Here is a 12,882-nt window from a genome sequence, read left to right on the forward strand (position 1 = left end):
AGCCGCCATGACCGCCCAGGACTATGTGGATTTCGCCAGGCGCTTCGTAGGGGCCATCCAGGCCGGCGACACCGCCACGGTGCGCGACTGCTACGCGCCTGACGCCAAGATCTGGCACAACAACGACGGCGTCGAGCAGACCGTGGACCAGAACATGAAGGTCCTCGACTGGTTCATCCGCGCCCTGCCCGACCGCAACTACCGGGTCCAGCGGGTCGAGGCCCTGCCGGACGGCTTCGTGCAGCAGCACGTGCTCGAGGCGACCCTGCCCGACGGCGAGAAGTGGGCCATGGACGCCTGTGTCGTGGTGCGGATGAAGGACGGCAAGATCACCCGTCTCGACGAGTACATCGACTCCGCCAAGTCGGCCGCGCTGCGCAAGTTCGGCCGCTAGTCGCGGGCGTAGAGCGGGTCGTTCGGCTTCTTGCCGCCATGCAGCAGGATGGCCGGATCGCCGATGCCGCCGCGCGCCCAGGTCTCGGCGATCGGCTGCTCGCGGTTCCACTCCCAGCGCAGCTGCCGCCGGGCGATGCGCCAGACGCCGTCGCGCCGCTCGAACCGGTCGATGGCGCGGGCCAGGGTCAAGGTCTCGAAGGGCGGCTCGGCGGCGGGATAGCGGGCGAAGGACAGGTAGTAGCTCTCCGCCAGCGCCCGGTCCGCACCCTCCAGCTCCACCAGGATATTGGTCACCGTGTGGGTCATCAGACGGTCGCTGTGAAGCGCCGGCAGGATGGCGGCGATGTAGTCGTTCGCCGGACCGAGGAAGGAGCCGCCATGATCCTCCACCGCGTCGTCGTGGTAGCAGGCGCGCAGCAGCGCCTCGTCGCCGCGGTCGACGGCGCGGCTGTAGCGAAGGATAACCTCGGTGATCGCCTGCTTGTCGAGCAGGGCCCTAATCTCGGCGTCCATGGGCGGTCAGCGGGTCTTGGCGTCGAAGTCTTCGGTCAGGCCCATGGCCTTCAGCAGGTGGGCGCGGTCGTAGTACTCGCGCCAGACCTTGATCAGCTCGCCCTCGAACTCGAGCACCCCGACCACCGGGGCCGAGCCCGGCCGGCCGCGGATCACGAATTCGTCCGTGCGCTCCATGTAGAGCACCCCGTCGATCACCCCCATGTGGTGGATGTTGAGGGTGATGGACTCCAGCCCGTCGCCGAGCCCCGACACGCGCTTGTAGACGGCCTCGCGGCCGACCACCGGCTCGACCATCATCGAGTGAAGCACCCCGTCCGGCGTGAACATGTCGGCGACCTTGCGCCAGTCCATGACGCGCCAGGCCTCGGCCATCTCGCGCCCCTTGGCGATCTTCTGTTCGTCCGACAGCGTGGCGCCCATTCCTCACTCCCCTGATCTCGGCGCGGCTGTTGCGCCACGTCATGAGATTTAACTTGCATAACGGTACTGACGATTGGCAAGACCTTTCTGCGGAGCGCGAGTCCGTGGCCCTGGTCCGCCGGATCTGGCCCGGTGCGATCGGCACAGTGTGTGACTTGCGTTACGAGACTAAAAGCGTAATCCTGCCGTTGGAGGCTAAGACCAACGAAAAACCTGTCGGGGGAAACTTCGTAGTCGGGCAAGGCCGCGACGAACCGCGCTCCTGAGCGCTGTCCAAGGCGCGTTCCAAGTATCTGAAGTTATGCAAGCTGGCGCGGAGCACACCTCGGCGTCGGAGCGGGACTGCTCGGCCCGAAAATCCCCCACGCGTCGCCAACCCTTCCGCCCGTGAACACACGAGCGCGCGCGGAAGCACAACAAAGGCCCCGGCGAGCCGCCGAGGGCTTCCCGGGGGAGACCAGTGAAGCTGCACCACACCACATCCATCATCGCCCTGATCGCAGGCGTCAGCCTCGCCGCGCCGGCGCTGGCCGCGAGCCCCGCGACCTCGGCCAGCGCGAGCAACCAGCTCGAGGAACTCGTCGTCACCGCGCAGAAGCGCGAGATGAACCTGCAGCAGGCGCCGCTTTCGATCACCGCGGTCAGCGGCGAGACCCTGGCCAAGGACAAGATCCTGAACTCGGAGGACCTCGGCCATTCGACAGTCGGCCTGACGTTCACCCAGAACTCGCCGCAGGCCCTGGAGCTGAACATCCGCGGCGTGGTCAACACCCGCCTGACGGCGCCCACCGCCGACCAGTCGGTCTCCACCTTCGTGGACGAGGTCTACGTCAGCCGCTCGGGGAACCTGAACACCGCCTTCTATGACCTGGAGCGCATCGAGCTGGTCCGCGGTCCGCAGGGCGTGCTGCTCGGCAAGAACGTGACCGGCGGCGCGATCAGCGTCATCTCCGCCCCGCCGCAGTTCGACTATTCGGGCGAGGTCGCGGTCACTCTCGGCAACTACGACCTGAAGCAGGTCAGCGGCCATGTCACCGGCCCGCTGATGAGCGGCCTGGCCGGGCGTCTGTCGTTCCAGACGATCAACCACTCCGGCTACGCCAAGGACCTCGAGCACAACGTCGACCTGGAGAACCTGGACTCGACCCAGATCCGCGGCCAGCTGCTCTACAAGCCGGAAGGCACCGACTTCCGCGCCCACCTGACCGTCGACTACGACAAGGACACCAGCAACGGCCCGAACCGCGTCGGCATGGGCGAGACGACCTGCACCACGCCGTCGCAGTGCTTCGCCCCCTGGTACAAGGCCCGCCTGGCGATCGCCGCCCTGCGCGGCGGGCTGTCGATCCGCGAGAGCTATCCGACCTGGCCGCTGTTCGCCGGCACGGCCACGCCGAGCCCGCAGCGGATCGAGCACGAGTCCACCAGCTACATCCTGAAGATGGAGAAGGACGTCCTGCCGAACATCACCCTGACCTCGGTCAGCGGCTATCGGCACGGCCAGGCCTACACCCTCTACGATCAGTCCGGCATCGGCCCGACGAACCCCTACAACGTGGTGACGCCGCTGCTCTTCGCCGAGCCGGTGAACTTCATCGAGCACGTGCAGCAGATCTCGGAGGAGGTGCGCCTCACCTCGCACTATCCGAACAGCCGCTTCGACTGGATCCTGGGCGCCTACTACCTCCACACCAAGGTGCACCAGTTCAACCGGTTCTGGGGCGAGAGCACCGTGCTCCCGACCCTCTCGGGCGAGAGCCACTGGGACGACTACGGCGCCAACGAGGACGAGGCCGTCTTCGCCCAGCTCGGCTACAAGCTGACCGACACCCTCAAGGTCGAGGCCGGCGTCCGCTACACCAAGGACAAGAAGGACGGCGTCCAGACGGGCGTCGCCGTGGCCCTGGGCGATCGCCTGAAGCCCAACGACACGGCCCCGCTCACCCCGCTGACCGCCGTGCCGGGCTTCAGCACCGCCTACGGCGCCAAGTGGTCGAAGGTGACCCCGCAGGTCACCCTTACCTGGACGCCCACCGCCGACCTGATGGCCTATGCGACCGTCTCGGCCGGCTTCAAGGGCGGCGGCTTCCAGAACGACGCGCCGAACGCCTTCGCCGCCCGTCAGCCCTACCGGCCTGAATCGCTGACCAACTACGAGGCCGGCTACAAGTGGGAGTTCCTGGACCACCGGGCCCGGTGGAACACCTCGGTGTTCTTCATGGACTACACGGACCTGCAGGTTCAGCGGACCGACGGCACCTGCCTGTGCAACGTCATCGCCAACGCCGGCGCCGCCGAGATCAAAGGCGTCGAGACCGAGTTCCAGTTCGCGCCGGTCCACGCGGTGCGCCTGTTCCTCGGCGGCAGCACCCTGGACGCCAAGTACACCGACTACGTCGATCCGGTGACCAAGGTGTCCTACAACGGCAAGTTCCTGCAGCGGACGCCCCGCTACCAGGTCTCCGCCGGCGCCGAACTGACGACCAGCGCGCTTGGCATGGAGGACGCTCTCCACGTGAAGCTGAGCTACAAGTACCAGGGCAAGATGAGCTGGGCGCCCGACAACGTTCAGTCCGAGAAGCCCTACGGCCTGCTCGACGGCCGCATCACCCTCGCCCCGGCGGACAAGCCGTGGTCGGTGTCGGTGTGGGGCCGCAACCTGGCCGACCAGGAATACCGCACCAACATCATCGACATCCTCGGCGACGCCGTCTCTTCGTTCGGCCCGCCGCGCACCTTCGGCGTGGAACTCTCGACCAAGTTCTAAGCCTCCTCACTCGCCGGGCGGCCGCAAGCCGCCCGGCGACTTCTTTCTTCAAAGGGCGCGTACGCTCATGGGTCGCCACTTCGACACCCTCTCCAAGGTCATCGCCGCATGGCAGGCGAAGGATCTCGACGCCGTGCTCTCCCACCTGGCCGACGACATCGTCTGGCACTACGCCGCCCCTGGCCTGCCGCCGATCCGCGGCAAGGCGACCGCCGCCAAGCTGCTGGCGCGCTTCCATGCCGACATGCACGGCATCGAGTGGCGGATCTTCAACTGGTCCGAGACGTACGACCGCCTGTTCATCGAGGGCGTCGACGACTACCGCACGAGCGAGGGGCGCCGCGTGGCCGTACCCTACGCCGGCGTGCTGGAATTCCGCGACGGCCTGATCGTCGGCTGGCGCGACTACGTCGATCTGGGTGTCATCGCCGCCCAGAAGTCCGGCGAACCGCTCAGCGCCCAGGTCCTCGAACTGCTGGGCGAGGCCGCCGCTTGAGCCCCCTCTTCACCCTCGACCGCCGCACCCTGCTGGCCGCCGCCGGCGCGCTGGCGGCCTCCCCCGCCCTTGCCCAGGAGCGTTCCTCCATGTCGCGCCTCTATCCCGTCCTTCTCGCCGTCATCGACGCCTGGCATCGCCAGGACGTGGAGGGCGTGCTGGCCCACGTCACCGACGACATCGTCTGGCGCAACTCCTCCGGCTTCGCCCCGGCCATCCGCGGCAAGGCGGCCATGCGCACGGCGCTGCAGGGCATGGCCCCGGTCATCAAGACCAACAAGTGGCGCATCTTCGACTATGCCGAGAGCGAGACGCGCCTGTTCATGGAAGGCGTCGACGAGTTCTGGCTGACCACCGGCCAACACGTGGCTATTCCCTATGCCGGCGTGCTCGAGTTCCGCGGCGCCCTGATCCACGAATGGCGCGAGTACTTCGACGGTCGGATCAGCGCCGCCATGAAGGCCGGACAGCCGATCACGCCCGAGGTCGAGGAGATGATCGGCCGCCCCGTCGCCCGCTGATCAGGGGCCCGGCGTCACGGTCTCGAGGGTCGCGGGCTTGCCGCACTGGTCGCAGGTGATCGTCGGCTCCAGCACGTGGTCGCAGGCGCGGTGGAAGGTGATCAGCGGCGCGCCCTTCTCGCTGGCCAGCCAGCGGTCGCCCCAGCGATTGAGCTCGACGATCAGCGGATAGAGATCGCGCCCCTCGTCCGTGAGCCGGTATTCCCAGCGCTCCGGCCGCTCCTGGTAAAGCGTCCGGCGCAGGATGCCGAGGTCCACCAGCCGGGCGAGGCGGTCGGCCAGGATGTTGGGCGCGATGCCCAGCGAGGCCTGCAGGTCGTTGAAGCGGCGCCGGCCCATGAAGGCCGAGGCGATCACGTGGCTCGTCCAGCGATCGCCCAGCACCTGGAAGGCGCGGTCGAGCATCGGGTTGCCCTGATTGAGGCCGTCCGCCGGAACGATCGAGCGCCGCTGGGCGCGCGGCGGGGCGGAGGGCTCGTATTCCGCGCCGGGCCCCTCCTTCACATAGACGTCGCGGGCGGTGACCAGGCCATGGCAGTGGCCGCAGCGCAGCTCGGGCGTGAACTCCCTGCCGCAGCTATGCCTCAGCCGGTGCGCCGGGTTGGCCGGATCGTAGAACCAGCGCTTCTCCCAGCCGATGATGGTGAGCGCGACCGGGTAGAGATCGAGGCCCATCTCGGTCAGGCGGTATTCGTCCCTGGCGGGGCGTTCCTGGTAGCGGACCTTCTTGACGATGCCGGCCGTCTGCAGACGGCGCAGGCGGTCGACGAGCAGGCTGCGCGCCAGGCCGATGCGGCCCTGGAACTCATCGAACCGGCGCACGCGCTGGAACGCGAGGTATAGGATCATCAGGGTCCAGCGGTCGCCCAGGATGTTGAGCGCGCGGGCCGCGGAGTTGGCCTGTACGAGCTGGGTGAGCGGCGGCGACGGCGGGTCGTGTCGACTCTCTTCGGCCATGTCGCCTCGATGCTGGGAGCGCGCGGAACGTCCAGTTCCCGCCCGGCGATGTCAAGCCTCGCGAGACGAGGTTTCGGCCCCGGGGTCAGGACACGGCCCGGTAGTCCGCCGCCAGGGCCTCAACGATGTCGGCGAGCGGCTCGATGGCCCGGACCTCGCCCGCGCCCTGCCCGGCCGACCAGACGTCGCGCCAGCGCTTGGCGGCGTCCTCCGGCCGGCCAAGATTGACCTCGGCCCGGGTCTTCAGCCCCTCGGCGTCGTAGCCGGCGGCGGCGAGGCTGGCCTTCAACCAGTTGGCCGGGATGCCGGTTAGGGCCGCGGATGTGACGACGTCCTCGGCGCTGGCCTCGATCAGCATCTGCTTGTAGCCGGGGACCGCCAGGCTCTCCTCGCAGGCGATCAGGCGCGTGCCGAGGTAGGCGAGGTCCGCGCCGAGCAACTGTGCCGCCCGGATAGCGCGGCCCGTGCCGATGCCGCCGCCCAGGACGATCGTACCGCCGAACACCTCCCGGACGGCGGGGGCGAAGGCGAAGCCGGCGATCTGGCCCGTGTGCCCGCCGGCGCCGGCCGCCACCAGGATCAGGCCGTCGACCCCGGTCTTGGCGGCCTTCTCCGCGAAGGTCAGGGAATTCACGTCGGCGAAGACGAGTCCGCCGTAGCCTTGGATGGCCTCCACCACGGCCGCCGGGCTGCCGAGCGCGGTGATCACGATCGGCGGCCGATGCTTCATCACCAGCTCGAGCTCCTCCTCCCAGCGGGCGTAGGAGCGATGGACCATGATGTTCACGGCCCAGGGCGGCGCGTCCGCCGGCAGGGTCGCCGTGATCTGACCCATCCAGGCGTCAAGCTCATCGAGCGAGCGGGCGTTGTTGGCCGGGAAGGAACCGATGATGCCGGCCTTGCAGGCGGCCAGCACCATGTCGACGCCGGAAACCAGGAACATCGGCGCGGCGATCGCCGGCAGCCTCAGACGCTCGGCGATGTGGGCGGGAAGGCTCATCCTCAGATCGCTTTCTTCAGGTCGCGTCCATCAGGCCGCCTTCGGCGGCTTGGGCGGCCAGGGGAAGAAGCCGGAGGTGCGGCGCATGTAGTCCTCGTAGCCCGGCTTCTTGCGGCGCATGCGGCCTTCGACCGTGGGCACGCCGCTCCAGCGGGTTAGGGTGTAGACGAGGTAGATCGGACCGACGACGGCGAAGAGGCCAAGCCGGGTCTCGGCCGCCACCAACCACAGCCCCCACCAGACGCAGGCGTCGCCGAAGTAGTTCGGGTGACGCGTGTAGCGCCACAGGCCCTTGTCCATCACCTGGCCGGCGTTGACCGGGTTCTTCTTGAAGCGGACCAGCTGGAAGTCGGCGAGGCTTTCGAAGATCAGGCCGATGACCGCGAGCACGGCGCCCGCGAGGCCGAGCGGACCCAGCGGCGAGGCGTCCGGCGAGACCTGGCCGAGCTGGACCGGAAGGCAGACCAGCCAGAGCAGCGGCATCTGCAGCATGAAGACCAGCCGGAAGGCCGCGTAGGCATAGCCCCAGCCACGCTCGGCCTTGGCCTTGTCGAGCATGCGCACGTAGCGGCCGTCCGGCCCGTGGTCGCGCCAGCGCCAGAGCATGTAGCCGCCGAGCCTGAGCGCCCAGGCCACGCAGATCCCGGTCAGCACGATGCGCCGCGGCGTGCCGCCTCCAGTCTGCAGGTAGGTGGAGATCGCCACGAGGCCCATGCCCAGCCCCCAGAGGCTGTCGACCGGCGTGCAGTCGCGCTGGGCGACGCACACCGCCCATGCGAGCACGAACAGGGCCAGGATCACGCCGGCGTTGACCGCCAGGACGACGACGAAGTCAGGCATTTCAGCTCCCCCGAGCTTTCGATCCCGCCAGCGATTCCGTCGACGGCGGTTTAACAGTCTTTCTATGCAAGTTAACCTGCCGTCGCAAGGACAGCGAGGACATCTCATGAGCGATGTGACGGGGCAGTTCGGCGGGCGCACGGCCCTGGTCACCGGGGCGGCGGGCGATATCGGCGCGGCGACGGCCGCAGCGTTCGCCGAGGCGGGCGCGGCCGTGGTGATCACCGATCGCCGCGAAGATGCGCTCGATGTCGTGGCCGAGGGGCTGCGGGCCAAGGGCGCGCAGGTCTTGGCCCATGCCTGCGATCAGACCGACCCGGAGGCGGTCGCCGGCCTGTTCGCCGCGATCCGCGCCGGCGCCGGGCGGCTGGACGCGACCTTCATCAACGCCGGCTACGGCCGCTACGGGCCGCTGATCGACCTGCCCTTCGACCAGTGGCGCAAGCACGTGGACGTCAACCTGAACGGCGGCTTCCTGATGGCTCAGGGGGCGGCGCGGCTGATGCTCGAAGGCGGGCGCGGCGGGGCGATCGCCATGAACGCCTCGACGGCGGCGACGCACATCTGCGACCTGCTCGGCGCCTATGCCGCCTCGAAGGCGGGCGTTCGGATGCTCGCCAAGTCGCTCGCGTCCGAACTCGGCGTCTGGCGGATCCGGGTGAACCTGATCATGCCCGGCGTCATCGAGACGGCGATGACCAAGTCGCTGATCGACGATCCGGCGGTCCGCGCCGACGCGCTCGCCAACACCCCGGTCGGCCGGCTCGGGGAGCCCGAGGACATCGCCCGGCTGGCCGTCTTCCTGTGCAGCGAGGCGGCCGGTTACGTCACCGGCGCCGAGGTGATGATCGATGGCGGCCAAACGCTGCACGGCTACCCACGCTGGTTCAGCGCGGACTACAGCCGCGAGGGCGCCGACTGGCTCCCCCATTCGCAGCCTTGAGGATCAGCCGAGGACGATGACGTCCGGGTCCGGCGTCCCCGCGTAGAGCCGCTCCACCTCGCCCGCCCGCCGGTCGATGACGGCGCGGCGATTGATGGTGCCCTTGTCGGAGATTTCGTGGGCGTTGGCGCTGGGCGGCTCGGCGAGCAGCAGCGCCCGCTTCACGCGCGCCGCGCCGCCGTGCTGGCTAGTGTTGAAGGCGGCCAGGCGCCGAACGATCTCGGCCCGATCGACCTCGCCGTTGGCCCACAGCATCACCCCCAGCCACGGCCGGCCGTCGTCGCAGAGCACGAGATCGGTCACCAGCGGCGACAGCGCCTTCAGGATCCCGTCGCGCAGGGCGCCGCCGTAGACCCAGGTCCCGCTGGAGAGCTTGAACTCCTCGGCCGCACGGCCGGCGAAGGCGAGCCCCTGGCCCGGATCGTTCGGGTCGTGGAACACGGCGAGGTCGCCGGTGCGGTAGAAGCCCTCCTCGTCGAAGGCGGCCGCGGTCTTCTCCGGTTCGTCGAGATAGCCGGCGGTGACGTTGGGGCCCTTGGCGCGCACCTCGTAGCGCTCGCCCACCGGCCATAGCTTGATCGTCGTGCCCGGCGCCGGCAGGCCGATGCCCACCTTGTCGGTCTCGAAGTGGATGACCATGAAGGCCGAGACCGTCTCGGTCATGCCATAGCCGCTGGTCATCATGATCCGGCAGCCGGTCTCGGCCACGGCCAGCGCCTGCAGCCGGTCGTAGACCGCCTGGGACAGCCCTGCCCCGCCGTAGAGCATCAGGCGCATCTTCTGGAAGAAGGTCGCCCGCAGGACCGGGTCCTTCTCCAGGGCGTCGACCAGCATGGCGTAGCCGAGCGGCACGTTGTTGAAGTAGCTGACCGGGATCTCGCGCAGATTGCGGATCGAGGTTTCGAAGAGGCCCGGCGCCGGCTTGCCGTCGTCGATGTAGAGGACGCCGCCTTCGAGCAGGGTGGCGCGCAGCACGAAGGCGCCGGCGGCGTGGTGCCAGGGCAGCCAGTCGAGCATGACCTCGTGCCAGCCCGCGGCCTCGCCGATGGTCTGCTGGCACTGGGCGGTGTTGGCCGCGAGGTTGTCGAAGGTGATCGGCACCACCTTGGGCAGGCCCGTGGATCCGGAGGTCAGCATCAGGGCCGCGCGGTCACCCGGCTGCAGCGCCGCGATCTCCGCCTCGACCGCCGCGGTGACCGGCGTCGCCAGCACTTCGGCATAGGCGGTGGCCGGCATGGTGATCGCGGACGGATCGGTGGTGACGATCTCGGCCCCGCCGAGCTCAAGGGTCTCGAGCGCGCGGGCGCAGGCGGCGCTGTCCTCGGCGAAGATGACGCCGGGCTTCACCTTGGCGATGACGTGCGCCAGGCGGCCGAAGTCGCCGCCGAGCGCGGCGTAGGTGGTGCTGACCGGACAGGCGGCGCGGCCGCTGGCCTGGGCCGCGAAGCTCATCACTGCGAAGGCCGGGGTGTTGCCCGCGAGGATCAGCACCGGGCCCGGCTGTGGGCGGTCGAGCAGCCACTGGGTGGCCGCGTCCATGTCGCGCTTGAGCTGGGCGAAGGTGGTGTAGGCCCACGCCCCATCCGCCCCGCGCTGGGCGATCGCCGGCTTGTCGGGCGTGAGCGCCGCCCGTCGCGCGAAGGCGGCGGGAATGTTGGCGTCGTAGGCGCGCAGCGGCACCCGCGAGGTGATCAGGATCGCGCCGTTCGCCCGCCGCTCGACGTCGAGGTCGACCGGCATCAGGCGGGCTTCACGGAACGGCGCGGGGGCGGGCTTCGCCAGGGCCGCGTCGGACATCCTCAGACGCCCACCACCAGGCTGACCGTGGTGGTGGTCGAGCCGCCGATGTTGAGGGTCTGGACGGTCTTGGCGCCTTCGACCTGGTAGTCGCCGGCCTGGCCGGTCACCTGCTTGAAGGCGTCCAGGGCCATCCGCACGCCGGTGGCGCCGACCGGATGGCCGCCGCCGATCAGGCCGCCGGACGGGTTGATGGGCAAGCGGCCGCCGATCTCGATGTCCCCGGCCTCCACGGCCTTCCAGGCCTCGCCCGGGGCGGTGAGGCCGAGGTGCTCGATGGCCATGTATTCGGTGGTGGTGAAGCAGTCGTGCGTCTCCACCGCGTCGAGCTGGGAGATGTCGGCGACGCCGGCCCGCGCCCGCGCATCGTCGATCGCCCGCTTCACCTGCGGGAAGACATAGGGCTCGCCGGCCGAGGCGCGGATCTTGCGCTCGTAGCTGATGGGCGAAGACCGATGTCCCCAGCCCTTGATCTGCGGCAGGCTCTCCAGGGCGATGCCGCGCTTGGCGGCGTATTCGGCGGCCCTGGCCTCGCTGGCGAGGAAGATCACGGCCGAGCCGTCGGTGACCTGGCCGCAGTCGTTCTTGCGGATCATGCCCTCGACCACCGGGTTGGCCTCGTCGTCGGCGGTGAAGCTGCGCTCGTTGAAACCCCAGCTCCGGGTCTGGGAGTTCGGGTTCTTCTTGGCGTTGGCGAAGTTGATCTCCGCGATGCGCATCAGGTGCTCGTACTTCAGGCCGTAGCGGCGGTCGTACTCCTCGCCGAGATCGGAGAAGGCGCGGGGCCAGAGGTAGGTGGCGTCCTGGAACTCATGGCCGGTCCACGCCGCCGCGCCGAGGTTCTGCGCCGCCTGCTGGCCGGGGACGTTGCGCATCATCTCGAGACCGACCACGCAGGCGGTGTCGTAGCGCCCGGCCTCGATCTCCGCGGTCGCCGCGAGGATCGCGACGCTGCCGGAGGCGCAGGCCGCCTCGTGGCGCGCCGTGGGCATGCCGTCGAACTCCGGATGCACCAGGCCGAAGAAGCCGCCGAGCAGGCCCTGGCCGGCGAACAGGTCGCCCACGAAGTTGCCGACGTGGCCGCAGTCGATGTCCTTGGGTTCGAGACCCGTGGCCGCCAGCCCCTCGCCCACCACCTCGGCGAAGGCGTCGGCGAAGTCCATCTGCTGACGCGCCCAGTTCTTCGAGAAGTCGCTCTGCCAGCCGCCGAGAATATAGACCATGGGGGTTTCCTCGCTCGGCCGCGCCGGCCGCCTCTAGTAGGTTCGATTATACAAGCTATCGCGCCGCCACCAAGGCGGGACGGCCGTCCATGAAGGCGGCGAACGCCTGGTGGGCGTCGCCGTAGGTCTCGCGCGGTTCGGACGCCATGGCGGTGTGCACCGCGGCCCCGACGTCTCCATCCAGCGTCACCGGCGGCCCCTCCACCGCGAACGCCGCGCGCACCCGCCCGCCGCCGGAGACCAGGGTCTGGCCGGAGACGTCGCAGGCCTCGCTCACCAGCCAGGCGACCAGCGGCGCCACCGCCGCGGGGTCCATCCGCTCGGCCAGGCCCGGCGCCAGGTGCGCCTCGGTCATGGCGGTCACCGCATAGGGCGCGATGGCGTTGATCAGCAGGTTGCGCGGCCGCCCTTCCACCGCCAGGCCCCGGACGAGGCCGATGAGCGCCGCCTTGGACGAGGCGTAGGCCGCCATGCCGTCGCCGCCGTGCAGGCCGGCCGAGGAGGCGCTGAGCACGATGCGCCCCGCGGGCGCCTCCGACAGCACCGGCCAGGCCGCCTGAACCAGATGGAAGGCCCCGAAGAAGTTGATGTCGAAGATCTTCTGGAAGCCTTCGGGGGTCTGGCGATGCAGGCGCTTGGTCTCGGGCACCCCCGCATTTGAGACCACCGCGTCCAGCCGGCCGAACTCGGCGATGGCCTGCGCGACCAGCGCCGCCCCGGTCTCCGGCGCCTCGGCGGCGTCGTAGTTTGAGGCCGCGCGCCCGCCGACCGCCCGGATCTCGGCCACCACGGCGTCGGCGCTGGACGGCTGCGTCTGGTCGACCCAGCGGTTGTTGACGATCACCGCCGCCCCGCGCCGCGCCAGTTCAAGGGCGTAGGCCCGGCCCAGGCCCTTGCCCGCGCCGGTGACGATCACCACCCGATCCCGCAGGTCCGCCCCCGCGCTCTCCCCGATCGGCATCGCTTTCTCCCCTGAACGCCGGCGATCATCCATAGATCGTATCGT

Annotated in this window: 13 protein-coding genes; 5 read left to right on the plus strand and 8 right to left on the minus strand. The window is 69.5% G+C overall.

Annotated features, from left to right (window positions below):
* Window positions 1-7: 7 nt before the first annotated feature.
* The gene (locus tag DJ017_RS17080) at window positions 8-394 is read left to right on the plus strand and encodes a nuclear transport factor 2 family protein (RefSeq protein ID WP_111529849.1); all 387 of its coding nucleotides are present in this window, start codon (window positions 8-10) and stop codon (window positions 392-394) included.
* On the opposite strand, the gene DJ017_RS17085 is transcribed toward DJ017_RS17080, so the two are convergent.
* Together DJ017_RS17085 and DJ017_RS17090 are read right to left on the minus strand one after the other, a co-directional pair.
* Window positions 391-909, minus strand: coding sequence for a nuclear transport factor 2 family protein (locus tag DJ017_RS17085; RefSeq protein ID WP_111529850.1), 519 nt, complete (start codon window positions 907-909; stop codon window positions 391-393). The two genes, DJ017_RS17080 and DJ017_RS17085, sit on opposite strands and share 4 nt — an antisense overlap.
* Window positions 910-915: 6 nt before the next feature.
* Window positions 916-1,332 (minus strand): nuclear transport factor 2 family protein, encoded by a 417-nt coding sequence (locus DJ017_RS17090; RefSeq protein WP_111529851.1) that lies wholly within the window; start codon window positions 1,330-1,332, stop codon window positions 916-918.
* Between the two features lie 460 nt (window positions 1,333-1,792).
* On the opposite strand from DJ017_RS17090, the gene DJ017_RS17095 reads away from it, so the two are divergent.
* From DJ017_RS17095 to DJ017_RS17105, 3 genes are all read left to right on the plus strand, one after another.
* Window positions 1,793-4,099 carry a TonB-dependent receptor gene (locus tag DJ017_RS17095; RefSeq protein ID WP_111529852.1) on the plus strand — a complete coding sequence of 769 codons (2,307 nt, stop codon included), beginning with the start codon at window positions 1,793-1,795 and terminating at the stop codon, window positions 4,097-4,099.
* A 67-nt stretch (window positions 4,100-4,166) separates the two neighbouring features.
* Window positions 4,167-4,595: a nuclear transport factor 2 family protein gene (locus DJ017_RS17100; protein WP_111529853.1), complete on the plus strand. Its 429-nt coding sequence runs from the start codon at window positions 4,167-4,169 to the stop codon at window positions 4,593-4,595.
* A complete protein-coding gene (locus DJ017_RS17105) occupies window positions 4,592-5,116 on the plus strand; it encodes a nuclear transport factor 2 family protein (protein ID WP_111529854.1) in 525 nt (174 codons plus the stop codon). Before DJ017_RS17100 ends, DJ017_RS17105 begins: the two co-directional genes overlap by 4 nt.
* On the opposite strand, the gene DJ017_RS17110 is transcribed toward DJ017_RS17105, so the two are convergent.
* The 3 genes from DJ017_RS17110 to DJ017_RS17120 all read right to left on the minus strand — a co-directional run bounded on the left by DJ017_RS17110 (window position 5,117) and on the right by DJ017_RS17120 (window position 7,913).
* Entirely contained in the window at window positions 5,117-6,073 is a 957-nt protein-coding gene (locus tag DJ017_RS17110) for a winged helix-turn-helix transcriptional regulator (RefSeq protein ID WP_111529855.1), read from the minus strand.
* An 85-nt stretch (window positions 6,074-6,158) separates the two neighbouring features.
* Window positions 6,159-7,073, minus strand: coding sequence for an NAD(P)H-dependent flavin oxidoreductase (locus DJ017_RS17115; RefSeq protein ID WP_111529856.1), 915 nt, complete (start codon window positions 7,071-7,073; stop codon window positions 6,159-6,161).
* A gap of 30 nt (window positions 7,074-7,103) precedes the next feature.
* Entirely contained in the window at window positions 7,104-7,913 is an 810-nt protein-coding gene (locus tag DJ017_RS17120) for a DUF1295 domain-containing protein (protein WP_111529857.1), read from the minus strand.
* A 106-nt stretch (window positions 7,914-8,019) separates the two neighbouring features.
* On the opposite strand from DJ017_RS17120, the gene DJ017_RS17125 reads away from it, so the two are divergent.
* Window positions 8,020-8,856: an SDR family NAD(P)-dependent oxidoreductase gene (locus DJ017_RS17125; RefSeq protein WP_165830671.1), complete on the plus strand. Its 837-nt coding sequence runs from the start codon at window positions 8,020-8,022 to the stop codon at window positions 8,854-8,856.
* A 3-nt stretch (window positions 8,857-8,859) separates the two neighbouring features.
* Here DJ017_RS17125 and DJ017_RS17130 read toward each other — a convergent pair whose 3' ends face one another.
* Genes DJ017_RS17130 through DJ017_RS17140 form a run of 3 tightly spaced genes read right to left on the minus strand, consistent with a single transcriptional unit; the run spans window position 8,860 to window position 12,837 of the window.
* Window positions 8,860-10,653 (minus strand): AMP-binding protein, encoded by a 1,794-nt coding sequence (locus tag DJ017_RS17130; RefSeq protein WP_111529859.1) that lies wholly within the window; start codon window positions 10,651-10,653, stop codon window positions 8,860-8,862.
* Window positions 10,654-10,655: 2 nt separating this feature from the next.
* Window positions 10,656-11,876, minus strand: a complete 1,221-nt coding sequence (locus DJ017_RS17135) for an acetyl-CoA acetyltransferase (protein ID WP_111529860.1) — start codon at window positions 11,874-11,876, stop codon at window positions 10,656-10,658.
* A gap of 55 nt (window positions 11,877-11,931) precedes the next feature.
* Window positions 11,932-12,837 carry an SDR family NAD(P)-dependent oxidoreductase gene (locus DJ017_RS17140; protein WP_111529861.1) on the minus strand — a complete coding sequence of 302 codons (906 nt, stop codon included), beginning with the start codon at window positions 12,835-12,837 and terminating at the stop codon, window positions 11,932-11,934.
* Window positions 12,838-12,882 lie beyond the last annotated feature (45 nt).

This window comes from Phenylobacterium soli (assembly GCF_003254475.1).
In the GTDB taxonomy this organism is placed as follows: Bacteria; Pseudomonadota; Alphaproteobacteria; order Caulobacterales; family Caulobacteraceae; genus Phenylobacterium; species Phenylobacterium soli.